At 38.7% G+C, this 23,365-nt stretch carries 21 protein-coding genes, 1 tRNA gene, 1 rRNA gene and 2 pseudogenes; 24 read left to right on the top strand and 1 reads right to left on the bottom strand.

From position 1 onward, the window contains the following. Positions 1-127: 127 nt before the first annotated feature. The 15 genes from dnaA (at position 128) to ftsH (ending at position 15,523) form a co-directional block, all read left to right on the top strand. Positions 128-1,495, top strand: a complete 1,368-nt coding sequence (gene dnaA, locus A2G56_RS07240; protein ID WP_062710851.1) for a chromosomal replication initiator protein DnaA — start codon at positions 128-130, stop codon at positions 1,493-1,495. Between the two features lie 153 nt (positions 1,496-1,648). Continuing rightward, positions 1,649-2,785 (top strand): DNA polymerase III subunit beta, encoded by a 1,137-nt coding sequence (gene dnaN, locus A2G56_RS07235; protein ID WP_062710850.1) that lies wholly within the window; start codon positions 1,649-1,651, stop codon positions 2,783-2,785. Positions 2,786-2,868: 83 nt separating this feature from the next. Then, positions 2,869-3,072, top strand: a complete 204-nt coding sequence (locus A2G56_RS07230) for a DUF951 domain-containing protein (protein ID WP_062710843.1) — start codon at positions 2,869-2,871, stop codon at positions 3,070-3,072. A 120-nt stretch (positions 3,073-3,192) separates the two neighbouring features. Then, positions 3,193-3,564 (top strand): helix-turn-helix domain-containing protein, encoded by a 372-nt coding sequence (locus tag A2G56_RS07225; RefSeq protein ID WP_082785127.1) that lies wholly within the window; start codon positions 3,193-3,195, stop codon positions 3,562-3,564. Between the two features lie 93 nt (positions 3,565-3,657). Then, the gene (gene ychF, locus A2G56_RS07220) at positions 3,658-4,773 is read left to right on the top strand and encodes a redox-regulated ATPase YchF (protein ID WP_062710836.1); all 1,116 of its coding nucleotides are present in this window, start codon (positions 3,658-3,660) and stop codon (positions 4,771-4,773) included. A gap of 66 nt (positions 4,774-4,839) precedes the next feature. Continuing rightward, positions 4,840-5,409, top strand: a complete 570-nt coding sequence (gene pth / locus A2G56_RS07215) for an aminoacyl-tRNA hydrolase (protein WP_062710834.1) — start codon at positions 4,840-4,842, stop codon at positions 5,407-5,409. Then, positions 5,402-8,911 carry a transcription-repair coupling factor gene (mfd, locus tag A2G56_RS07210; RefSeq protein ID WP_062710832.1) on the top strand — a complete coding sequence of 1,170 codons (3,510 nt, stop codon included), beginning with the start codon at positions 5,402-5,404 and terminating at the stop codon, positions 8,909-8,911. The genes pth and mfd overlap by 8 nt, the downstream gene beginning before the upstream one ends. 106 nt (positions 8,912-9,017) lie before the next feature. Beyond that, on the top strand, positions 9,018-9,572 hold the full coding sequence (locus tag A2G56_RS07205) for a helix-turn-helix domain-containing protein (protein ID WP_082785126.1): 555 nt from the start codon (positions 9,018-9,020) through the stop codon (positions 9,570-9,572). Positions 9,573-9,678: 106 nt separating this feature from the next. Further along, complete coding sequence (locus A2G56_RS07200) at positions 9,679-9,951, top strand: RNA-binding S4 domain-containing protein (protein WP_062710829.1); 273 nt, start codon at positions 9,679-9,681, stop codon at positions 9,949-9,951. Next, positions 9,938-10,309: an FtsB family cell division protein gene (locus tag A2G56_RS07195; protein ID WP_062710827.1), complete on the top strand. Its 372-nt coding sequence runs from the start codon at positions 9,938-9,940 to the stop codon at positions 10,307-10,309. Before A2G56_RS07200 ends, A2G56_RS07195 begins: the two co-directional genes overlap by 14 nt. Continuing rightward, positions 10,309-10,428 carry an SP_0009 family protein gene (locus tag A2G56_RS07190; protein ID WP_062710824.1) on the top strand — a complete coding sequence of 40 codons (120 nt, stop codon included), beginning with the start codon at positions 10,309-10,311 and terminating at the stop codon, positions 10,426-10,428. Before A2G56_RS07195 ends, A2G56_RS07190 begins: the two co-directional genes overlap by 1 nt. Continuing rightward, the gene (locus tag A2G56_RS07185) at positions 10,429-11,712 is read left to right on the top strand and encodes a serine hydrolase (RefSeq protein ID WP_062710818.1); all 1,284 of its coding nucleotides are present in this window, start codon (positions 10,429-10,431) and stop codon (positions 11,710-11,712) included. Continuing rightward, positions 11,709-12,980: a tRNA lysidine(34) synthetase TilS gene (gene tilS, locus A2G56_RS07180; RefSeq protein ID WP_062710815.1), complete on the top strand. Its 1,272-nt coding sequence runs from the start codon at positions 11,709-11,711 to the stop codon at positions 12,978-12,980. Before A2G56_RS07185 ends, tilS begins: the two co-directional genes overlap by 4 nt. 14 nt (positions 12,981-12,994) lie before the next feature. After that, positions 12,995-13,537 carry a hypoxanthine phosphoribosyltransferase gene (gene hpt, locus A2G56_RS07175; protein ID WP_062710812.1) on the top strand — a complete coding sequence of 181 codons (543 nt, stop codon included), beginning with the start codon at positions 12,995-12,997 and terminating at the stop codon, positions 13,535-13,537. Between the two features lie 24 nt (positions 13,538-13,561). After that, positions 13,562-15,523, top strand: coding sequence for an ATP-dependent zinc metalloprotease FtsH (gene ftsH, locus A2G56_RS07170; RefSeq protein WP_062710809.1), 1,962 nt, complete (start codon positions 13,562-13,564; stop codon positions 15,521-15,523). A 143-nt stretch (positions 15,524-15,666) separates the two neighbouring features. Here the strand turns inward: ftsH and A2G56_RS07165 are convergent, their stop codons facing one another. Beyond that, the gene (locus A2G56_RS07165) at positions 15,667-16,926 is read right to left on the bottom strand and encodes an ISL3 family transposase (protein ID WP_062710806.1); all 1,260 of its coding nucleotides are present in this window, start codon (positions 16,924-16,926) and stop codon (positions 15,667-15,669) included. 255 nt (positions 16,927-17,181) lie between these two features. Between A2G56_RS07165 and A2G56_RS07155 the strand changes: the two genes are divergently transcribed. The 9 genes and pseudogenes from A2G56_RS07155 (at position 17,182) to A2G56_RS07125 (ending at position 23,325) form a co-directional block, all read left to right on the top strand. Beyond that, a protein-coding gene (locus A2G56_RS07155) for an IS3 family transposase (RefSeq protein WP_099091478.1) occupies positions 17,182-18,287 on the top strand; the annotation gives its coding sequence in 2 pieces (ribosomal slippage) (positions 17,182-17,458 and positions 17,458-18,287; 1,107 coding nt in all). 137 nt (positions 18,288-18,424) lie between these two features. Next, the gene (gene tnpA / locus A2G56_RS07150) at positions 18,425-18,889 is read left to right on the top strand and encodes an IS200/IS605 family transposase (RefSeq protein WP_062710799.1); all 465 of its coding nucleotides are present in this window, start codon (positions 18,425-18,427) and stop codon (positions 18,887-18,889) included. Positions 18,890-19,139: 250 nt separating this feature from the next. Next, positions 19,140-19,326: pseudogene (locus tag A2G56_RS10295) on the top strand (hypothetical protein). Continuing rightward, positions 19,307-19,657 carry an IS66 family insertion sequence element accessory protein TnpB gene (tnpB, locus tag A2G56_RS07145; protein ID WP_062710796.1) on the top strand — a complete coding sequence of 117 codons (351 nt, stop codon included), beginning with the start codon at positions 19,307-19,309 and terminating at the stop codon, positions 19,655-19,657. Before A2G56_RS10295 ends, tnpB begins: the two are co-directional and overlap by 20 nt. Before the next feature lie 48 nt (positions 19,658-19,705). After that, complete coding sequence (locus A2G56_RS07140) at positions 19,706-19,912, top strand: IS66 family transposase (protein WP_062710793.1); 207 nt, start codon at positions 19,706-19,708, stop codon at positions 19,910-19,912. Beyond that, positions 19,866-20,051 (top strand): annotated as a pseudogene (locus A2G56_RS10980) (IS66 family transposase); the annotation flags it as partial. The gene A2G56_RS07140 and the pseudogene A2G56_RS10980, both read left to right, overlap by 47 nt. 217 nt (positions 20,052-20,268) lie before the next feature. Further along, entirely contained in the window at positions 20,269-21,288 is a 1,020-nt protein-coding gene (locus A2G56_RS07135; RefSeq protein WP_172793792.1) for an IS30 family transposase, read from the top strand. A gap of 351 nt (positions 21,289-21,639) precedes the next feature. After that, positions 21,640-23,198, top strand: a 16S ribosomal RNA gene (locus tag A2G56_RS07130). 54 nt (positions 23,199-23,252) lie between these two features. Continuing rightward, a tRNA-Ala gene (locus A2G56_RS07125) sits at positions 23,253-23,325 on the top strand. The last annotated feature ends 40 nt before the right edge of the window (positions 23,326-23,365 follow it).

Here is a 23,365-nt window from a genome sequence, read left to right as displayed (position 1 = left end):
TCTTTTTACTTTCCACAACCTGTGGAAAACTTCTTTTAACACTGTGGATTTTCTTTCCTCAAATTGTGGATAACTCCCTTACATTATGTTAGAATGTTAGCAAGACATGACTAAAAAGGAGATAGCTATGACCGAAAATGAACGCATCTTTTGGAATAGGGTTTTAGAATTGGCTCATAGCCAACTAAAACAAGCTACTTTTGATTTTTTTGTAACAGACGCGAAATTAATCAGGATTGATAATAATACGGCAACTATCCTTTTAGATAGCGAGATGAAAGAACTGTTTTGGCAGAAAAATCTTCAACCGTTTACCTTAACAGCTGGTTTTGAAATTTTTAATACCGAAATTTCAAATCGCTACATCTTTTCAGAAGACGAGTTACAGCCCTCAACAACTAATGAGGCTGTCGATTATACCGCTACCACTGCTCAAAATGCAGCTACTTTACCCTATGTTGAATCAAATCTCAATGAAAGGTATAGCTTCCAAAATTTCGTTCAAGGCGATGAAAACCGCTGGGCAGTAGCAGCATCTATTGCAGTCACTGAAAAGCTAGGTATCTCCTACAATCCTCTCTTTATTTATGGTGGTCCAGGTCTAGGTAAAACACACTTACTCAATGCTATTGGCAATACCGTCTTACAAGATAATCCAAATGCTCGGATTCGCTACATTACAGCTGAAAATTTTATGAATGAGTTTACCAAACACCTTAGACTCAATACCATGGATGAACTAAAAGATAATTTTAGGACACTCGATGTTCTCCTCATTGATGATATTCAATCCTTGCCAAAGAAAACAACCAATGCTGGGATTCAGGAAGAATTTTTTAATACCTTTAACGCACTCCATGCCAATAATAAACAAATTGTCTTAACTAGCGACCGCAACCCTGATCATCTCAATGATTTGGAAGACCGCTTGGTCACGCGCTTTAAGTGGGGGCTAACTGTCGACATTACACCACCTGATTTTGAAACGCGAGTGGCTATCCTAACTAATAAGATTCAAGAATATGACTTTGATTTTCCCACAGAAACCATTGAATACCTAGCTGGCCAATTTGATTCAAATGTTCGTGAATTAGAAGGAGCCTTGAAAGATATCAGCCTTGTGGCCAATTTCAAGAAGGTACGAGTAATAACAGTTGAAGTTGCTGCTGAAGCTATCCGAGCTCGTAAAAAAGATGGGCCTCAAGTGACTGTCATCCCAATCGAAGATATCCAGACTACCGTTGGAAAATTCTATGGGGTTACTGTCAAAGAAATTAAAGCAACCAAGCGAACACAAAATATTGTCTTAGCTCGACAGGTAGCTATGTACCTTGCGCGTGAGATGACTGACAATTCTCTTCCTAAGATTGGCAAAGAATTTGGTGGCCGTGATCACTCAACCGTTCTCCACGCCTATAATAAAATCAAAAATATGCTCGCTCAAGACGAAGGGCTTCGAATTGAGCTTGATAGTATCAAAAACAAAATTAAGTAGTTGTGGATAAGTTCTTGTTTTGAGTTAGATTTTTCCACAACTTGTGAACAAGTCTCGTTCACTGACACTCTTTGCTTTTTGGCGTTTATCCACAATGTCAACAGCGCCTATTACTAATACTATATATAATACTTTAGATATAAAGGAGTATCCATGATTTCATTTGCAATTAATAAAGCTTTTTTTCTACACGCTCTTAATGCTACTAAGCGAGCTATTTCTACTAAAAATGCCATTCCCATTTTATCCACAATTAAAATTGAAGTAGCTACTTCTGGCATTACGTTAACAGGCTCCAATGGTCAAATTTCAATTGAACATTTTATTTCAACTGAAAATGACAATGCAGGCTTGTTAATAACTTCTCCAGGAGATATCCTCTTAGAAGCTGGTTTCTTTATCAACATTGTATCGAGTTTACCTGATGTAACCCTTGATTTTAAAGAAATGGACAATTATCAAGTTCAAATCACGAGCGGTAAATCAGAAATCACTCTTAAAGGAAAGGACGTTGAGCAGTACCCTCGTCTCCAAGAAGTTGATACCAATAATCCTTTAATCATGGAAACCAAAATGCTTAAACAAGTGATTACGGAAACATCATTTGCAGCAAGTACTCAAGAAAGTCGTCCTATCTTGACAGGTGTTCACGTTATGCTTAAAGATAATCAAGTCTTTAAAGCTGTTGCTACAGATTCTCATCGCATGAGTCAACGTCAATTAAACTTAGAGAAGAAGTCAGCTGATTTTGATGTTGTTATTCCTAGTCGCTCTTTACGTGAGTTTTCAGCCGTTTTTACGGATGATATCGAAACAGTAGAGATTTTCTTCTCTGCTAGCCAAATTCTCTTTAGAAGTGAAAATATAAGCTTCTACACCCGTCTTCTTGAAGGAGTCTACCCAGATACTGATCGTCTCCTAACAACTCATTTTGAAACAGAAGTTGTTTTTAGAACCACTAATCTTCGTCAAGCTATGGAACGTGCCTTCTTGGTGTCAAATGCGACACAAAACGGAACCGTAAAACTTGAAATTGTCGATAATGCAGTCAGTGCCCATGTCAACTCACCAGAAGTCGGAAAAGTAAACGAAGAATTAGATACTGAGGAATTATCTGGTAATGATTTGACCATTAGCTTTAATCCAACCTACTTGATTGAAGCCCTCAAAGCTTTAAAGAGTGAAACCGTACGCGTTCGTTTTCTATCATCAGTACGACCATTTACCTTAATGCCAGGGGATGATAGTGAGAACTTTATTCAACTCATTACACCTGTTCGTACCAATTAATTCTCTTGAGACCATTTAGCAATGTCTAAGTGGTTTTTTAGCCCTTACATTTGTTATAATAACTAAAATGAGGAGAACATATTATGTATCAATTGGGTACTAAAGTCGAAATGAAGAAGCCCCATGCTTGTGTTATTAAATCAACAGGAAAAAAAGCCAATTGTTGGGAAATTATGCGTTTAGGAGCCGATATTAAAATCAAGTGTACGAATTGTCAACATCTGGTCATGATGAGTCGTTATGATTTTGACCGTAAACTCAGGAAAATTTTATCGCAACCGCAATAGTGTTGTTAAATCAACCTTTTTGAGACTTTAGCAACTAGGAGTTGCTGTCAAAAGTGCTGGTAAGCTCAGTGGTATTGGCTTATACTGATGATGACATAGAGAGAAAGGACAGTTATTATCATGACAATCTTTGCAGAACAACTCAAAAGCTTACGAGCAGCCAAAAATTTATCTCAAGATGCCCTAGCTGAACAACTGTATATTTCTAGACAAGCGATTTCAAAGTGGGAAAATGGCGATGCAACTCCAGATATGGATAACCTGATCCAATTAGCCACTATTTTAGAAGTTAGTCTAGATGAATTAATACTAAGAAAAACTCCAGAAGTGAGAATTGAAAGAGTTTTTGAAAAAAAGAAGGTCAATATAAAGGAGTTGATTAGACTTTACTGGATTATAGTTGCTAATGTCCTTGCTACTCTATTGATTATTTTTTTGATTTATTGTTTTCTAAATCTTATAGGAGTTTGGGGAACTACTTCTCTTAATTAGTTCCTAAAAAAGTCTGTCGTTTGATAGGCTTTTTTTACTTGATTTTATGCTATAATGGTCATGATTGAAAAAAGATAAGGAAGTTACTAAGTTATGGCTTTAACAGCAGGTATTGTTGGTCTACCAAATGTCGGTAAGTCAACACTATTTAATGCAATTACAAAGGCTGGTGCAGAAGCAGCCAACTATCCCTTTGCAACTATCGACCCCAATGTCGGCATGGTCGAAGTCCCAGATGAACGCCTAAACAAATTGACAGAATTAGTCAAACCTAAAAAGACTGTTCCAACAACCTTCGAATTTACCGATATTGCTGGTATTGTTAAAGGTGCCTCACGTGGCGAAGGTTTGGGAAATAAATTCTTGGCTAATATCCGTGAAGTAGATGCTATTGTACACGTTGTTCGCGCTTTTGATGATGAAAATGTGATGCGTGAGCAAGGCCGTGAATCAGAATTTGTTGATCCAATCGCAGACATTGAAACCATCAATTTGGAGTTGATTCTGGCTGATTTGGAATCTATCAATAAACGCTATGCGCGTGTTGAAAAAATGGCTCGTACACAAAAAGACAAAGATTCTGTTGCTGAATTTAAGGTTCTTGAAAAAATCAAACCTGTCTTAGAAGATGGCAAATCAGCTCGCACCATTGAGTTCACTGAAGAAGAACAAAAAGTCGTCAAAGGACTCTTTCTTTTGACAACAAAACCTGTTCTTTATGTAGCAAACGTTGACGAAGATAAGGTCGCAGAGCCAGGTGATATTGCCTACGTCCAATCTATTAGTGATTTTGCAGCTACCGAAAATGCAGAAGTTGTTGTCATTTCAGCGCGTGCAGAAGAAGAAATCTCTGAACTTGATGATGAAGACAAGCAAGAGTTCTTAGAAGCTATCGGACTGACGGAGTCAGGTGTCGATAAATTAACGCGTGCAGCCTATCATTTACTGGGTCTCGGAACTTACTTTACTGCTGGTGAAAAAGAGGTACGCGCTTGGACCTTTAAACGCGGGATTAAAGCTCCTCAGGCAGCTGGTATCATCCACTCAGACTTCGAAAAAGGCTTTATTCGTGCAGTGACGATGTCTTATGATGACTTGGTTCACTACGGTTCTGAAAAAGCGGTCAAAGAAGCAGGACGATTACGTGAGGAAGGAAAAGAATACATTGTTCAAGATGGCGATGTAATGGAGTTCCGTTTCAACGTTTAACATTTCTAAAACACTCATCGGCTGGAAGTTACTTCCAGTCCTTTTGCATTTGTATTGGAGAATAGAATGACAAAATTAATTGTAGGATTGGGAAATCCAGGCTCAAAGTATGACAATACTAGGCATAATGTTGGTTTTATGTCAGTTGACACTATTGTAAAGAATCTTAACTTAACCTTTACAGAAGATAAAACCTTTAAGACCTATGTAACGAGTGGTTTTATCAATGGTGAAAAAATCTATTTCATCAAGCCAACCACTTTCATGAACAATAGCGGAATCGCTGTTAAAGCACTATTGACCTATTATAATATTGCTATTGAAGACTTGATCGTTATCTATGATGATTTGGACATGGAAGTTGGGAAAATTCGTTTCCGACAAAAAGGGTCTGCGGGTGGTCACAATGGTATTAAGTCTATTATCGCTCATATAGGCACACAAGAATTTGACCGCATCAAAATTGGGATTGGTCGTCCTCAGAATGGTATGACGGTCATCAATCACGTTTTAGGAAAATTCTCAACAGACGAAATGATAACTATTGACAATACTTTGGATAAAGTTGACAATGCTGTCAATTATTATTTGGAAAATGATGATTTTGAAGCAACGATGAGACGGTATAATGGATAAACTAGGATTAACGGATTTATTATCAAAAAATAACATCATTCAAAATTGGCTTGGACAAGTTGATTCAGGACGGCAATTGATTATGGGCTTGTCTGCTTCTAGTAAAGCCTTGGCCATTGCGACAGCCTTCCAAAAAAATCAAGGTAAGTTTGTCATTGTCACGTCAACACAAAATGAAGCAGAAAATCTAATCAGTGACCTATCAGCTTTACTGGATGGGGAGTATCTTTACAGCTTCTTTGCAGACGATGTACCAGCTGCTGAATTTATTTTTTCGTCATTTGATCGCACCCTGTCTCGTTTAGAGAGTTTAAATTTTTTACAAGATCAAAATGCCACAGGTATTTTGGTGACATCTATTATTGGTACTAAAATACTATTACCAAATCCCGAAGTGTATCAAAAAGCTCAGCTTAACCTGTCAATTGGACTTGACAAAGAGGTTGACAATGTTGTCAAGAAACTTTCTCAAATAGGCTATGAACGGGTTAGTCAAGTACTTAATCCAGGAGAATATAGTCGCAGGGGAGACATTTTAGATATTTATGAGGTGACTGAGAAGTATCCCTTTAGAATTGAGTTCTTTGGGGATGACATTGACGGTATTCGTACCTTTGACAGCGAGACTCAGAAATCTTTAGATAGTCTGGAAAAGATAAGAATCTCGCCAGCGATAGACCTTATTTTGGACAAAAGTGACTTTGATAGAGCAATACTCAAATTGGAAAAAGAGATTGATAAAAGTATCAATGAAGATTTGACTGCCTATTTAACGGAGATTTTATCCGTTACAAAAGAAAATTACCGTCATAAGGATATTCGTCGCTTTTTAAGCTTCTTTTATGATAAACCTTATAGTCTCTTTGACTACTTTACTAAAGATACGATCCTTTTTATTGATGATTTTCAGAAATTGATGGATCGCCATGCTCGTTTTGAATTGGAAGTTGCTAATCTTATAACAGATGATTTACAGCATAGTAAAGCAGTGTCAAACCAAGTTTACTTCGCTGATCCCTATCAGGTGCTTAGACAATATCAACCAGCGACTTTCTTTTCCAATTTCCATAAAGGATTAGGAAATATTAAATTTGATGCCCTGCATAACATGACTCAATATCCAATGCAGGAATTCTTTAATCAGTTTCCTCTTTTAGTCGATGAAATTCATCGTTATCAGAAGCAGAAAGCAACAATCTTAGTTCAAGCCGATTCACAAAAGTCTTTGAACAGTTTACAAGAAACCCTAAAAGAATATGAGTTAGAACTACTCATTTCAGATAATCAACAGATTATCCCTCATCAAGCCCAGTTTATCATTGGTCATTTATCAACCGGATTTTACCTGGCTGATGAAAAATTAGTGTTGATTACTGAACGCGAAATTTTCCATAAGAAAATCAAACGTCGGGCCCGTCGTTCTAATATCTCTAATGCAGAACGTCTTAAAGATTATAACGAATTGACAAAAGGAGATTATGTCGTTCATCAGGTACATGGTATTGGTAAATTTCTTGGTATTGAAACCCTAGAAATTAAGGGAATTCACCGTGACTATCTAACCATTCAATACCAAAATTCAGATCGTATTTCGCTCCCAATTGAGCAAATTGAAAGTTTATCAAAATATGTTTCAGCAGATGGTAAAGAGCCTAAAATTAACAAACTCAATGACGGTCGTTTTCAAAAAACAAAGCAAAAGGTTGCCAGACAAGTTGAGGATATTGCTGATGATTTGTTAAAACTTTATGCTGAACGTAGTCAGCTCAAAGGTTTTGCCTTTTCTCCAGATGATGATAATCAAAAAGAATTTGATGACGATTTTGCCTATGTTGAGACAGAAGATCAACTTAGATCAATTGCTGAAATTAAAAAAGACATGGAAGCTGAAAAGCCTATGGATCGTCTTCTAGTTGGCGATGTTGGTTTTGGCAAAACAGAGGTCGCTATGCGAGCAGCCTTCAAAGCAGTCAATGATGGTAAGCAAGTGGCTATTTTAGTCCCAACAACAGTCTTGGCTCATCAACATTATGTCAACTTTAAAGAGCGTTTTGACAATCAAGCTGTCAAGATTGAAGAGCTCAGTCGGTTTAGAAGTAAGAAAGAGCAGACCCTTATTTTAGAAGAATTATCTAAAGGACAAGTGGATATTATTATTGGGACACATCGTCTTCTTTCCAAAGATGTTACATTTTCAGATTTAGGTTTGATAGTGATTGATGAAGAACAACGGTTCGGTGTCAAGCATAAGGAAACGTTGAAAGAATTAAAGACTAAGGTTGATGTCTTGACGTTGACTGCGACCCCAATTCCTCGAACACTTCATATGTCAATGCTTGGTATTCGAGATTTATCAGTTATTGAAACCCCTCCAACAAATCGTTATCCCGTTCAAACGTATGTGCTGGAAACAAATTTTGGAATGGTTCGAGATGGTATCTTGAGAGAATTAGACCGTGGTGGGCAAGTTTTCTATGTTTACAATAAAGTTGACACAGTTGAACAAAAAGTATCCGAATTACAAGAGATAGTTCCAGAAGCCAGTATTGGATTTGTTCATGGTCAGATGAGTGAAATTCAACTGGAAAATACCCTTTTAGACTTTATTGCTGGCGTTTATGATGTCTTGGTAGCGACAACTATTATAGAAACAGGTGTTGATATTTCTAACGTTAATACCCTCTTCATCGAAAATGCAGACCACATGGGATTGTCAACCTTGTATCAACTTCGTGGACGTGTGGGACGCTCTAATCGTATTGCCTATGCCTACCTTATGTACCGACCTGATAAAGTTTTAACTGAAGTTTCCGAGAAACGTTTAGATGCTATTAAAGGCTTTACAGAACTTGGATCAGGTTTTAAAATTGCCATGCGTGATTTATCGATTCGTGGAGCCGGCAATATCCTAGGAGCATCACAAAGTGGTTTCATTGATTCCGTTGGTTTTGAAATGTATTCCCAACTTTTAGAGGATGCCATTTTGAAGAAACAAGGTAAATCACAAGTTCGTCAGAAAGGCAATGCCGAGCTTAATTTACACATTGATGCGTATCTCCCAACAGATTACATTTCAGATGAGCGTCAAAAAATTGAAATTTATAAACGTATTCGTGAAATGGATTCACGCGCTGCCTATGAGGAACTTCAAGATGAGTTGATTGACCGATTTGGAGAATATCCTGATCAAGTGGCTTATCTCCTTGAAATAGGGCTTGTCAAAAACTACCTTGACAGTGTCTTTACACAATTAGTTGACCGTAAAGATAATCAGTTGATTGTTCGCTTTGAAAAAGTCACCCAAACCTTGTTTTTAACTCAAGATTACTTTGAAGCCCTTTCGAAAACCAATCTCAAGGCTCGTATCAGTGAAAATCAAGGCAAAATCGAAGTGATTTTCGATATCCGAAATAAAAAAGACTACGAGATTTTAGAAGAATTGATCCAGTTTAGTCAAGGATTTTCTGAAATCAAAGAACGAAAAATGAAAAATAAGGCATAAGAGCACTTTGACAAAACCTTTTGACATCAAAAAGGTCTCACGACAAAGAGCTTGTATGGTAAACTGAGTAGCACTTGGTTAGACTAAAAGTATCAAGGAGAACAAAATGGAGCTACACAATCGTTTAGTTGGTTTAAGAAAGAGTAAAAAACTCTCTCAAGAAGAATTGGCAGAGAAACTCTATGTGTCACGTCAAACAATTTCTAACTGGGAACGTGGACGCACCTATCCCGATATCAACTCACTGTTACTGATAGCAACCTTTTTCGATGTCTCCTTAGATAATCTAATCAAAGGAGATGTTGATATTATGGAAAATCAAGTTGGTCAATCGCAGTTCAAGAAGTGGCTTATTGTTGGAGGGATGTCGTGGTTTCTTTTTTCAGTGGCTGTACCGACGCGCTATCGTTTCTCTACAGGGGTAGTCGCTCCGATTTTAGGGTTTTTAGCCTGCCTTATGATTTATTCAGCTTTTCAAGTCTTTTATATTTTGAAAAATCGTGATTTACAGACTTATGCGGATATTCTCAATTTCTTAAATCCAGATAAAAAAGCAAAGACAAGTATTTCAAGTGAACTTTGGTTTGGAGTAACTTTACTTTTCGCTGTTTATATTATCTTTTTTGCAGGTACAGTGGTTTCAGCCTTGATATTTTGGTAGGAGAGCTCAGGGCTCTCTTTTTTATTTTGATAATGTATACTATAAGCCCTGATATTTTTCCAAAATAATGCTAGAATAAAGGGGACAGTCTCAAAAGGAGCAAGGTATGCGTTTAGACAAATATTTAAAAGTATCACGAATCATCAAGCGTCGTCCAGTGGCCAAAGAAGTGGCTGATAAAGGTCGCATTAAAGTTAATGGTGTTTTAGCAAAATCATCGACTGATCTCAGAATAGATGATGAGATTGAAGTTCGTTTTGGGAATAAACTATTAACTGTTCGTGTGTTAGAGATGAAAGACAGCACTAAAAAAGAAGATGCTGAAAAAATGTATGAAATCATTAGTGAAAAGCGAGTAGAAGTTAATGAAGAAGCCTAACGTTGTTCAGTTGAATAATGATTATATCAAAGATGAAAAGCTCAAACGGCGTTATGAAGTCGAGGAACATGCTAAGCGTCATCGATTTATGGGTGGATTACTGTTGATCGTAATGCTCCTTTTCATATTACCAACTTATAATCTCATAAGCAGTTATCATAAGTTGCAAGAAAAGAAAGCTCGTGTCATCCAGCTAAAAAAAGATTACCAATCTGTTTCTAAGGAAGTAAAAGATAAGAAAAAATTAGCAGATAGTTTGAAAGATAAGGATTTTGCTGCTAAATACGCTCGAGCAAAATATTATTACTCTAAGGACGGGGAGATGATTTTCCCTGTTCCAGATTTATTACCGAAATAATGGAAAATTTAATTGAAACGATAGAGAAGTTCTTACAATATTCCGATGAAAAATTAGAAGAACTCTCAGAAAAAAATAATGCCTTAAGGCAAGGAGAAAGTGAGGAAGAGAAAGACTAGATGAAGAAAATAGTCCTTTTTATGCTACTTCCTTTTTTCTTTAAAACTCTTCCTGTTATTAGCACTGATGTTGATTTTAGTTTGACCGATACTCAAAGATATCAATTATCACAAACAGCTATCTCGCCGACAACTGGATTACAAATTCCAAAAAATCCAGTTTTAAAAACATCTGTCCCAGTTTATAAAGATGCAGATTTAAAAACGCCTGTAAAAACATTATCACCAGATGACCCTTTAATGATTCAATCTGTTGAAGTAAATCTATTGGGCTTACCTGTTTTTCATTTGGCAGATCAGACTTACATGTTAGCTGATGAAACCCTTTATTATCAGGATGTTGTATTAGACCAGATGCCATTGTCAGGAACTTATTGGACACGAAAGGTTGACAGCATTTATGATAGTCCTTTCGTCAAGGGGAGTAAAGAAGTTTCCCAGAAACCCAAAGACTACACACAAGTTAAGGTAACTGCAGTAGCTACAACACATAGTGGAACTTATTATCAGTTGGATCAATATGGTTGGATTGAAGGACATCTGATTTCTAATCAGGATACCAGAATGGAGAAAGTCCAAGATGTCTTGACAAAAAAATACCAAAAAGCTGACTATGGTATTAGTGTTAAACAATTGGAAACTGGACAAGTCGCTGCCATTAATGCTGAAAAGGTAATGTATGCAGCAAGTTTGGCTAAACTTCCTGTTTTATACTATACACAAGAGGCAATCAATCAAGGAAAAATCAGTAAGGATACCAAGTTCAAATACATTTCTAAAGTTAACGATTTTTATGGTGCTTACGATCCTAGCGGAAGTGGCAGTCTTCCTAAAAAGGCAGATAATAAAGAATATACTGTTGCTGATTTAATGAAGAAAGTAGCCCAACAATCGGACAATGTTGCAAGTAATATGCTAGCTTACTATGTTACAGATCAATTTGGACCAGATTTTCAAAACCAGATAAAGACAATTTCAGGAAGAACTTGGGATATGAAAAAACGTGATGTTTCACCAGAAACCATCAATACAGTGTTAGAAGCTCTCTATCATCAAAATGGTTTTGTTCTTGATGATTTGTCAAAAACAGATTTTGATAATAAGCGGATTTCAAAAAATATTTCAGATAAAGTTTCTCATAAAATTGGAGACGCCTACGAATACAAACATGATGCTGCTATTATTTATACGCAATCACCATTTATCATAACCATTATGACAAATAAAGCCGATTACGATGACATAACCGATATTGCAGATGATATTTATGAGATTTTAAAATGATTAAACGAATTGATTTTTTAAAACATGTTCAAAAAAAGCAATTTTTTGCCTCCCATCAAAAGGTGCTTATAGCTGTTTCAGGTGGAGTAGATTCAATGAATCTACTGCACTTTTTATATGTTTCACGTGAAACACTTAACATCGATATTGCCGTAGCTCATGTGAATCATCATCAAAGAGAAGCCTCTCAAATGGAAGAAACTTATCTCAAAGATTGGGCTGATAACCATAATGTTCCTTTTTATTTAGGGCATTTCCAAGGAAAATTTACTGAGAAAAAAGCGCGTGACTTTCGCTATAACTTTTTTAAAGACATTATGCAAAGGGACGGTTACACAGCATTGGTAACAGCTCATCATGCAGATGATCAAATTGAGACGATTTTCATGCGACTAATCCGTGGCAGTAAGCTCCGATACCAAGCAGGAATAAGAGAAAAACAAGCTTTTGCTAACGGAGAGTTAATTAGACCTCTTCTACCCTTTTCTAAAAAAGATTTTCCCGATATTTTTCATTTTGAAGATTCGAGTAACCAAGAAAATGATTATTTGAGAAATCGCATTAGAAATCATTATTTACCGGAACTAAGGCAAGAAAATCCTAATATCAATCAAGCGATATTAAGACATGGTCAGGATATGTCTTTGTTAATAGAGGCTTTACAAGATTTAACTAAGGTTATTGATAAGCAAGATTGTTTCGTTTTTCGACAACAAACACCTGCTGTTCAGCGTTTTTTACTGGAGGAGTATCTGTCCGAATTTCCTGATTTACAAATGGGACAATCACAATTTGAACAATTACTGTCTAATCTGAATAATGCTAAGAGTTATGATTTTCCCTTAAAAAATCACTATTATTTCAAAAAAAGTAATGAACGTTATAGCATTTATAAAATCAGTCCAGAGACGGATAGTCAGTTACAAGAAGTTTTGTTAGAATATGGCTCATTAGCCACTTTAGAGCAGTATTCTTTCTCACATGGTGAGACCCCCAAAGATTATTTGGAGTCTATTCCATTACCCTCTAAAAATCCAGTTCTTTTAAGACATCGAAAACCAGGTGATAGAATTCTGGTTAAAAATATATCCAAAAAATTGAGACGATTCTTTATTGATGAAAAGATACATGAGGCAGATAGGCAAAGAACAATCATTGTTGAGCAAGATAAGCACGTTGTGGCAGTGATATGTCAGGGAAAAACATATTTGAGTAATCCTTATTATCATGGTATAATGAAGGGCAGATTGTATATTCAAAAAATGTAGAATGGTGAACAACTATGTTAGAACAAGATATAAAAAAAGTTCTTTACTCAGAAGAAGAAATTATAGCCAAGTCAAAAGAACTTGGTGCGCAATTAACAAAAGATTACGCAGGAAAAAATCCTTTACTTGTTGGTGTATTAAAAGGCGCAGTTCCTTTTATGGCAGAACTCATTAAGCATATTGATACGCATGTTGAAGTTGATTTTATGGTTGTTTCTAGCTACCATGGTGGAACGACATCTAGTGGTGAAGTTAAAATCCTTAAAGATGTGGATACAAATATTGAAGGGCGTGATGTTATTTTCATAGAAGATATCATTGACACTGGCCGTACGCTTCTTTATTTGCGAGATATGTTTAAGTACCGTAAAGCTAACTCTGTTAAAATTGCGACACTATTTGATAAACCCGAAGGTCGAGTTGTCGACATCGATGCGGATTATATTTGTTACAATATTCCAAATGAATTCATCGTTGGTTTTGGTTTAGATTATAATGAAAATTATCGTAATCTCCCATACGTAGGTGTTCTAAAAGAAGAAATCTACACAAAATAAAAAATTAGAAGGTCACTCCGTTTAATGAATAATAAAAACAATAACGGTTTTGTGAAAAACTCTCTACTATATATATTGATCATCGTCTCTGTGGTAACAGCATTTCAATATTATTTTAGTGGAAGTAATTCTCAAAGCCAGCGCATTAGCTACAGTAATTTAGTTAAACAACTAAAAAAAGGCGATATTAAAACTGTTACCTACCAGCCTAGTGGCACTGTTTTAGAAGTAACTGGACAATATAAAAAAGCTAAAAAAGCAAAAACATCCACAGACTTAGCTTTTTTAGGCGATTCTAAACGAGAAGTCAAAAGTTTTACAAGTACAATTTTGTATAGTGACTCTACGTTAAATACACTTCAAAAAGCAGCGGATGATGCAGACGTTAACATCAAAGTAAAACAAGAAAGTTCTAGTGGGACTTGGATTTCTATTATTATGAGCTTTTTACCGCTGGTCGTCATGATTGCTTTCTTTAGTATGATGATGAATCAAGGTGGCGGTGGAGCACGAGGAGCGATGAGTTTTGGTAAAAATAAAGCCAAGACTCAGAGTGAAGGCAATGTAAAAGTTCGCTTCTCAGATGTTGCCGGTGCAGAAGAAGAGAAACAAGAACTTGTAGAAGTTGTTGATTTCCTGAAAAATCCTAAAAAATATAAAGCTCTTGGGGCGCGTATTCCTTCAGGTGTCTTACTAGAGGGTCCTCCAGGTACCGGTAAAACTCTTCTTGCAAAAGCCGTAGCAGGTGAAGCAGGTGTTCCGTTCTTTAGCATTTCAGGATCTGATTTTGTTGAAATGTTTGTTGGTGTCGGTGCAAGCCGTGTCCGTTCGCTTTTCGAAGATGCCAAAAAAGCTGAACGAGCAATTATCTTTATTGATGAGATTGATGCGGTTGGTCGTCGTCGTGGAGCTGGAATGGGCGGAGGAAACGACGAACGTGAACAGACACTCAACCAACTGCTTATTGAGATGGATGGTTTTGAAGGCAATGAAAGTATCATCGTCATCGCTGCAACCAACCGTAGTGATGTGCTTGATCCAGCTCTTCTACGTCCGGGACGTTTTGACCGAAAGGTTCTTGTGGGACAACCAGATGTTAAGGGACGAGAAGCAATTTTACGTGTTCACGCTAAAAATAAACCATTAGCAGAAGATGTTGATTTGAAAGTTGTTGCTCAGCAAACACCAGGATTTGTCGGTGCAGATTTAGAAAATGTTCTTAATGAAGCCGCCCTTGTTGCTGCTCGACGAGATAAAAAAGTGATTGATGCTTCTGATATTGATGAAGCTGAGGACCGTGTTATTGCCGGTCCATCTAAGAAAGATAAGTCGGTATCGCAACGTGATCGTGAATTAGTAGCATTCCATGAAGCTGGTCATACGATTGTTGGTTTAGTACTTTCAAATGCTCGAGTAGTACATAAAGTAACCATTGTACCACGTGGACGTGCAGGCGGTTACATGATTGCCCTTCCTAAAGAAGACCAAATGCTCCTATCTAAAGATGATATGAAAGAGCAATTAGCGGGCTTAATGGGTGGGCGCGTAGCTGAAGAGATAATTTTCAACGTTCAGACTACTGGTGCTTCAAATGACTTTGAGCAAGCAAGTCAAATGGCTCGCGCTATGGTGACAGAATATGGAATGAGTGATAAACTTGGCCCTGTCCAATATGAAGGCAACCATTCGATGATGGCAGGACAATTGTCTCCAGAAAAATCATATTCGCCAGAAACAGCTCAAATGATTGATGATGAAGTTCGTGAACTACTTAATGATGCGCGCAATAAAGCAGCTGATATCATTAACGAAAATCGTGAAACGCATAAATTGATTGCAGAGGCTCTTCTTAAGTATGAAACATTGGATGCTGCTCAAATTAAATCAATCTACGAAACAGGAAAAATGCCTGAAGAAGCAGATGATGATAAAGAAGCACATGCTTTATCATACGATGAAATCAAAGAAAAAATGACAGAAGAATAGGAAGTAATACCTAGCCCTAGATCTTATGGGAAAAAAGTATTTCTTGATATCTGTTAGTTGCATTTATCAAAAAACGACCCGAAGCAGGTCGTTTTTTGGTTCATTTATGGGCTCTTTGTCAACTGTAGTGGGTTGACTTATAGCTAACACCGAGAGAGGACCAGTTTGGTCTTCTCTTTTGTTGTGTTCAAAGCAAGATAAATCCGTTTTTTGAAGTTTTCAAAGTTCCTAAAGCCAAAAGCATTTCGCTTAATGACTTTAATAAGGTTGTTGGTCGCCTCTAGTTTGGCATTGGAATAAGGTAGTTTCAGAGCATTAATAATCTTCTCTTTGTCTTTTAGAAAGGTTGACAAGACGGTCTTGAAGATGGGATGGACCTGTTTGATGGTATCAGAAATGAGTTCAAAGAAGTGTTTCTCCTGCTTTTCTTGGAAATGAAAGAGAAGGCATTGGAAGAGTTCATAGTGGTGACGTAGCTCATCAGAGTAGCTCAAAAGACGTTGCACAATCTCTTGATTGGTCAAGTGCATGCAAAAAGTCGGGCGATAAAATCGTTTATCGTTTAGGTTACGACTATCTTGTTGGATGAGTTTCCAGTAACGTTTCAAGGCCTTATATTCGTAAGATTGATGCTCAAATTGGTTCATGATTTGGATACGGAAACGGTTCATGGCACGAGATAACTGTTGAACAATGTGGAACCTATCGAGAACAATCTTCGCCTTAGGAAACAGTTGCTTAGCGATGTCATAATAGGGACTAAACATATCCATGGTGATGACTTTGACACGACTGCGCACCTTGTGAGAATACCGCATGAAATGATTTCTGATGACAGCTTGCGTCCGCCCATCAAGGATAGCGATAATCTTGTTAGCATCGAAATCTTGGGCAATAAAGCTCATCTTTCCCTTCTTGAAAGCATACTCATCCCAGGACATGTTCTCAGGTAACCAGGTTAAATCGGTCTTGCATTCAAAGCGGTTGAGTTGCCGATAGACGGTTGACACAGAGACAGACAGGTCTTCAGCGATTTTTGTCATTGCCTCACGACTCATGAGTTTGTCGGTGATTTTGTGGTTAATGATGTTGGGAATCTGGTGATTTTCTCTGACGAGAGAGGTCTTAGCGACAGCCATTTTCCCACACGCTTGACATTTGAAGCGACGCTTTTTGAGACGAATCAGTACTTTACAACCCGCCATTTCCAGATAGGGAATTTTGCATGGCTTTTGGAAGTCGTACTTTGTCATTTTTCCTTGACAATCAGGGCATTGCGGGGCATTATAATCTAACTTGGCATGATATTCTCTGTGAGTGAAGAACTTGTCAAATGTCTTTTCAAAAGTGATGTTAGGGTCTTTAATGTCAAGTGAATCTTTGATATAATCTAATTGTTCCATATGAGTCTTTCTAATGAGTGGTTTGGTTGCTCTTCATTATAAGTCATATGGGACTTTTTTGCTATATTCAAAAAGACTCCATAATCTCCAAGGGGAATTTACCCACTACAGAAATTATAGAGCCCATTTATGTGGCTTTAAGCCCAGTCTCGCTCCGATAGGTGCGAGACAAATAAACCACCCGCTGAATCGGTTACACTAAACTAGACAGAATTTATAAAGTGTTCTAATAGTAATCAAAAACAGGAGAAATGTATGTCTAGAAGAGTACGTCGTCAATTCACTGATGACTTTAAACAACAAATCGTTGACCTTCACAATGCAGGTATGAAACGTAGCGAAATCATCAAAGAATATGATTTAACCCCCTCAACCTTTGACAAATGGGTGAGACAAGCTAAAACAACTGGTTCCTTCAAATCGGTTGATAATCTAACAAATGACCAACGGGAGCTCATAGCCCTTAGAAAACGCAATAAAGAACTCGAAATGCAGCTAGACATCCTAAAGCAAGCGGCAGTGATTATGGCACAAAAAGGCAAATAATCACTGCTAACAAGGATAAATACAGCATTTCAGCCATGTGTCGTTGGTTGAACCTCCCTCGTTCTAGCTATTACTACAAAGCCATAGAGCCAGTATCGGAAACTGAGCTTGAAGAAAAAGTTAAGCAGATTTTCCTTGAGAGCAAATCTAGATATGGTGCTCGAAAGATCAAGAAATGTCTGGAAACAGAAGGAATCCTCTTGTCTCGTCGTCGCATTCGTCGGATCATGAAGCGATGGAATCTCGTATCTGTTTACCAGCAGACTACCTTCAAGTCGCATTCTAAAGGGAAAAATGAAGCACCCATTCCAAATCGCTTAGCCAGACAATTCAATCAAGAAAGACCACTTGAAGCGATTGTAACAGACTTGACTTATGTCCGTGTTGGTAAGCGCTGGGCTTATGTTTGCTTGATAATAGACCTCTATAGTCGTGAAATCATTGGTCTGTCAGTCGGTTGGCAGAAGACTGCAGAGCTCGTAAAGCAAGCGATTCAGAGTATCCCTTATGCCCTAACCAAGGTCAATCTTTTCCATTCTGATCGTGGTAAGGAGTTTGATAATCAGCTGATTGATGAGGTGTTAGGAGCATTTGGAATTACCCGTTCACTTAGTCAAGCAGGCTGTCCTTATGATAATGCCGTGGCTGAAAGTACTTATCGTTCCTTTAAAATTGAGTTTATTAATCAAGAAATCTTTCATTCGCTTGAAGAACTAACTCTCAAAACCAAGGACTACGTCCACTGGTGGAATCATCATCGCATTCACGGTAGTCTCAACTATCAAACCCCCATGGCTAGGCGAGTGATCGCTTAACAAAAACACTTTATAAAAATTGTACAGAAAAGTGTTGCCTTTTCAGCGGGTGCGCATCGACTGTTATACAAAAAAATCTCCAAACGCGATACAATAAAGGTGTTCAAGCCTACTGTAAAGCGAAAGGAGATAATGATATGGCACAAAAGGCACATAGTTTATCACACACAAAATGGATGTGTAAATATCACATTGTGTTTACCCCTAAGTATAGACGAAAAGTCATTTATAATCAATATAGAAGCAGTTTGGGCGAGATATTTCGCCGATTATGCAGTTATAAGGGGGTAGAACTTATAGAAGGACATCTGATGCCAGACCATGTTCATATGCTAGTGAGCATCCCACCACGAATAAGTGTATCAAGTTTCATGGGATACTTAAAAGGTAAAAGTGCCTTAATGATGTTTGATAAACACGCCAATTTAAAATATAAATTTGGGAACCGCCATTTTTGGGCAGAGGGATATTACGTGAGTACGGTTGGTCTCAATGAAGCCACGATAAAGAAATATATTCAAGAGCAAGAGAAGCATGATATAGCACTAGATAAGTTGAGTGTGAAAGAGTATGAAGATCCCTTTAGGGATAGTGGCAAGTAGTACCACTGTCTCTTTGAGAGGCTAGCGACGAGTCAAGAGCAGTGAGGCTTGAACAAAGTGAAAGCCAGCGTCTTTAGGCGCTGGCTGGTAATGTGGGCTTATAGCCCCGGTTCAAACCACCCGTTAGACGGGTGGTCATGATTGTCAAGCTTAGTAAGAGCCTTAGTAAGCGCTCCATAACAAGGTATCTAGTCATCCTCTTACTCCTCCAGTATACTGTTAGTAGAAAATAGAATTGGAGGCTATTGTGATGACACAACCTATCGTTCCTTTGGAAACGCCACAAACTCGTCGCTTTGAGAAAAAAAAAGAAAAACGAGATAGTACTGAAAATGCGTATTGGAAAAGTTGAACTAAGCTTGTTCCAATCGTTTCATCAAGAAACACTGGAAACTATTTTAGATAAGGTATTGCTCTATGGCGATTCATCTCGGTGATTTAGGAAAGGTCTATCTTGTCTGTGGCAAAACAGATATGAGGCAGGGGATTGATTCGCTCGCCTATCTGATTAAACGTCAATTTGCCCTAGATCCCTTCTCAGGTCAGGTCTTTCTGTTTTGTGGTGGACGCAAAGACCGTTTCAAGGCCCTCTATTGGGATGGTCAAGGATTTTGGCTGCTCTATAAGCGTTTTGAGAATGGGAAACTGACCTGGCCGAGTCATGAAAACGAGGTCAAAGCCCTGACGCCTGAACAAGTTGACTGGCTCATGAAGGGATTTTCGATAAGCCCTAAAATAAAACCTACAAAAAGTCGTGATTTCTATTGAAATCATGGCTTTTCTTTCGGTATAATAAAGAAAAATGGGAGGATAGTTATGAGCTCACAAGATAAAGTTGTTGAAAATTTAACAAAGACCATTGAAATGATGGCTAATGAACTCACTCTCCTTCGTGAACAAGTGGCTTATCTGACACAAAAGCTTTATGGCAAATCTTCTGAGAAGCGTCCTCAAATGGAAGGCCAACTGAGTCTCTTTGGTCAAGAAGAACTTCCTGAAGAAGATTCTGACTTGCCCAGTTGAAACAGAAACTATCACCTATAAACGTAAGAAAGTTAAGGGAGTTCGTCAGGCTATTTTTAGTCAGTTCACTCCAGAGATTGTTCATCACGAATTACAGGGGGAAGACTGTACTTGTCCAGATTGTCATGGTGGGCTAAAGGTGCCTAGGGACTAGTTTATCGCTAAGATTGTTCTCGCTACAAGCCTGATACTTATAGGCCCGTCGGATATGATCAATTCACTTCAATTGTACAGGGTCAAAGATAAATTCTTGGCGTTGTATAGTAGATCCCGCGTTGTAAAATGAAGTGCAACAGAAAAGACATGTTCCTCTGATATACTAAAGTCGCCAAACAAAGTATAAAGGAAATATGAACATGTCCACTAATCATTCTACCACAAAACAAGCCTATCACCATCTTTCTGAAGCAGAACGTGGGAAAATGGAAGCCTATCTTTCAGAAGGATTGAAACCAGCTGAAATTGCGAAACGTTTGAGCCGAAATCGCTCTACCATCTACCGTGAACTCAAGCGTGGAACTGTCAGGCAAGTTAAACAGATCAACGGAAAGAAAGTTTACTACGAACAATATGTCGCAGAAACTGCTCAGATTCGTTATTCTGAGGGTAGAAAAGGAAGTTACTATCTGAAACTTGAGAAAGTATCAGAAGCTTTCTTGTTAGCTTTCACAGAAGCTATGCAAGCTAAACCCAGAATTCATAGTGTAGATACTTTTACCTATTCTTATAAGCTTGAGCATCCTGAGGAAGTTGTTCCCAGCACCAAGACGCTTTACAATTACATCCACCAAGGTTTATTGGACATCAAACCAATTGACCTGCCTAAAGTTGTCCGCATTCGTAAAAAGACTAAGAGCCGCCCATCAACTAAGAAATACCTTGGAACTTCTATTGAGAAGAGACCAGATGATATCAACGATCGTTCAACTTTTGGGCACTGGGAGATTGATTCTGTTCTTGGTTTAAAGACTGCTAGAGAGCCTTCTATTATAACTCTAGTTGAGAGGCAGACTCGTTTTGCACTCACCCTTAAACTTCCTAAAAAGAGAGCTGAGTACGTTAATCAGGCTGTTTTAGACTACATGAAAAGCTATCCAATAAAATCAATAACAGCTGATAATGGAAGTGAATTTGCTTTACTAAGCGACCTAGAGGGTGTTGATATCTACTTTGCACATGCTTATTCATCTCACGAACGTGGAACAAATGAAAACTTCAATGGTTTGCTTAGAGAGTTTATACCAAAAGGAGTCTCACTTAAAGGACTTACTCTAGATGACTTAGAGATGTATACCCAAGCTATTAATGATAAACCAAGAAGAATACACAACTATCAGTCTTCTAAAAAACTGTTTGAGCTAGCTCAAACAGTTTAAGAATTATTGACTTAGTCTGATGAACACTGTGTTGCACTTAACTTGACAACAGGGAAAAATTATTGAAGTTTAAAAAACCGAAAAAACCTATTGACAAGCCTCGCTGAAATATAGTAATATATAAAAGTTCTCAATCGCCCCATAGTCGTCATAAGCTTTTGCAAAAAAGTTGAAAAAAGTTATTGACAAAGTTTAGGGAGTTTGTTAAAATAAAGAAGTTGTCTCTTAGGAGACGATAAGACCTTTGAAAACTGGATAAAGAAACCAAACGTGCGGGTTACAGTAAGTAACCTGTCAATAAAAAACGAACAAGTCAGAAGTTAACTGACTGAGTACAGTTCAAACGAACAAGTTAATGAGAGTTTGATCCTGGCTCAGGACGAACGCTGGCGGCGTGCCTAATACATGCAAGTGGAACGCATTGATAACTACCGTAGCTTGCTACACTTGATATCAATGAGTCGCGAACGGGTGAGTAACGCGTAGGTAACCTACCTTTAAGCGGGGGATAACTATTGGAAACGATAGCTAATACCGCATAATAGTGGCGGACACATGTCAGCTACTTAAAAGGTGCAAGTGCACCACTTAAAGATGGACCTGCGTTGTATTAGCTAGTTGGTAAGGTAACGGCTTACCAAGGCTTCGATACATAGCCGACCTGAGAGGGTGATCGGCCACACTGGGACTGAGACACGGCCCAGACTCCTACGGGAGGCAGCAGTAGGGAATCTTCGGCAATGGGGGGAACCCTGACCGAGCAACGCCGCGTGAGTGAAGAAGGTTTTCGGATCGTAAAGCTCTGTTATAAGCGAAGAACGGGAGTAAGAGTGGAAAGTTTACTCTGTGACGGTAGCTTATCAGAAAGGGACGGCTAACTACGTGCCAGCAGCCGCGGTAATACGTAGGTCCCGAGCGTTGTCCGGATTTATTGGGCGTAAAGCGAGCGCAGGTGGTTTAATAAGTCTGAAGTTAAAGGCAGTGGCTCAACCATTGTACGCTTTGGAAACTGTTAAACTTGAGTGCAGAAGGGGAGAGTGGAATTCCATGTGTAGCGGTGAAATGCGTAGATATATGGAGGAACACCGGTGGCGAAAGCGGCTCTCTGGTCTGTAACTGACACTGAGGCTCGAAAGCGTGGGTAGCGAACAGGATTAGATACCCTGGTAGTCCACGCCGTAAACGATGAGTGCTAGGTGTTGGGTCCTTTCCGGGACTCAGTGCCGCAGCTAACGCATTAAGCACTCCGCCTGGGGAGTACGACCGCAAGGTTGAAACTCAAAGGAATTGACGGGGGCCCGCACAAGCGGTGGAGCATGTGGTTTAATTCGAAGCAACGCGAAGAACCTTACCAGGTCTTGACATCCCGGTGACCGTCCTAGAGATAGGATTTTTCTTCGGAACACTGGAGACAGGTGGTGCATGGTTGTCGTCAGCTCGTGTCGTGAGATGTTGGGTTAAGTCCCGCAACGAGCGCAACCCCTATTGTTAGTTGCCATCATTAAGTTGGGCACTCTAGCGAGACTGCCGGTAATAAACCGGAGGAAGGTGGGGATGACGTCAAATCATCATGCCCCTTATGACCTGGGCTACACACGTGCTACAATGGTCGGTACAACGAGTTGCGAACTGGTGACAGTCAGCTAATCTCTTAAAGCCGATCTCAGTTCGGATTGTAGGCTGCAACTCGCCTACATGAAGTCGGAATCGCTAGTAATCGCGGATCAGCACGCCGCGGTGAATACGTTCCCGGGCCTTGTACACACCGCCCGTCACACCACGAGAGTTTGTAACACCCGAAGTCGGTGAGGTAACCTATTAGGAGCCAGCCGCCTAAGGTGGGATGGATGATTGGGGTGAAGTCGTAACAAGGTAGCCGTATCGGAAGGTGCGGCTGGATCACCTCCTTTCTAAGGAAATGGAAGCACGTTTGGGATCTTTATTTAGTTTTGAGAGGTCTTTGTGGGGCCTTAGCTCAGCTGGGAGAGCGCCTGCTTTGCACGCAGGAGGTCAGCGGTTCGATCCCGCTAGGCTCCATTGAATCGTAAGATTCAAGATAGTCCATTGACAATTGAAT

It is taken from the genome of Streptococcus halotolerans, assembly GCF_001598035.1.
GTDB classification, from domain to species: domain Bacteria; phylum Bacillota; class Bacilli; order Lactobacillales; family Streptococcaceae; genus Streptococcus; species Streptococcus halotolerans.
Note: the sequence above shows the minus strand (reverse complement) of the source record. Positions and strands in the feature narration are given on the sequence as shown.

Bases quoted from the DNA above. Each gene is read 5' to 3' on its own strand.
- dnaA (WP_062710851.1), top strand. From the start codon at position 128: ATGACCGAAAATGAACGCATCTTTTGGAATAGGGTTTTAGAATTGGCT.
- dnaN (WP_062710850.1), top strand. From the start codon at position 1,649: ATGATTTCATTTGCAATTAATAAAGCTTTTTTTCTACACGCTCTTAAT.
- A2G56_RS07230 (WP_062710843.1), top strand. From the start codon at position 2,869: ATGTATCAATTGGGTACTAAAGTCGAAATGAAGAAGCCCCATGCTTGT.
- A2G56_RS07225 (WP_082785127.1), top strand. From the start codon at position 3,193: ATGACAATCTTTGCAGAACAACTCAAAAGCTTACGAGCAGCCAAAAAT.
- ychF (WP_062710836.1), top strand. From the start codon at position 3,658: ATGGCTTTAACAGCAGGTATTGTTGGTCTACCAAATGTCGGTAAGTCA.
- pth (WP_062710834.1), top strand. From the start codon at position 4,840: ATGACAAAATTAATTGTAGGATTGGGAAATCCAGGCTCAAAGTATGAC.
- mfd (WP_062710832.1), top strand. From the start codon at position 5,402: ATGGATAAACTAGGATTAACGGATTTATTATCAAAAAATAACATCATT.
- A2G56_RS07205 (WP_082785126.1), top strand. From the start codon at position 9,018: ATGGAGCTACACAATCGTTTAGTTGGTTTAAGAAAGAGTAAAAAACTC.
- A2G56_RS07200 (WP_062710829.1), top strand. From the start codon at position 9,679: ATGCGTTTAGACAAATATTTAAAAGTATCACGAATCATCAAGCGTCGT.
- A2G56_RS07195 (WP_062710827.1), top strand. From the start codon at position 9,938: ATGAAGAAGCCTAACGTTGTTCAGTTGAATAATGATTATATCAAAGAT.
- A2G56_RS07190 (WP_062710824.1), top strand. From the start codon at position 10,309: ATGGAAAATTTAATTGAAACGATAGAGAAGTTCTTACAATATTCCGAT.
- A2G56_RS07185 (WP_062710818.1), top strand. From the start codon at position 10,429: ATGAAGAAAATAGTCCTTTTTATGCTACTTCCTTTTTTCTTTAAAACT.
- tilS (WP_062710815.1), top strand. From the start codon at position 11,709: ATGATTAAACGAATTGATTTTTTAAAACATGTTCAAAAAAAGCAATTT.
- hpt (WP_062710812.1), top strand. From the start codon at position 12,995: ATGTTAGAACAAGATATAAAAAAAGTTCTTTACTCAGAAGAAGAAATT.
- ftsH (WP_062710809.1), top strand. From the start codon at position 13,562: ATGAATAATAAAAACAATAACGGTTTTGTGAAAAACTCTCTACTATAT.
- A2G56_RS07165 (WP_062710806.1), bottom strand. From the start codon at position 16,926: ATGGAACAATTAGATTATATCAAAGATTCACTTGACATTAAAGACCCT.
- tnpA (WP_062710799.1), top strand. From the start codon at position 18,425: ATGGCACAAAAGGCACATAGTTTATCACACACAAAATGGATGTGTAAA.
- tnpB (WP_062710796.1), top strand. From the start codon at position 19,307: ATGGCGATTCATCTCGGTGATTTAGGAAAGGTCTATCTTGTCTGTGGC.
- A2G56_RS07140 (WP_062710793.1), top strand. From the start codon at position 19,706: ATGAGCTCACAAGATAAAGTTGTTGAAAATTTAACAAAGACCATTGAA.
- A2G56_RS07135 (WP_172793792.1), top strand. From the start codon at position 20,269: ATGTCCACTAATCATTCTACCACAAAACAAGCCTATCACCATCTTTCT.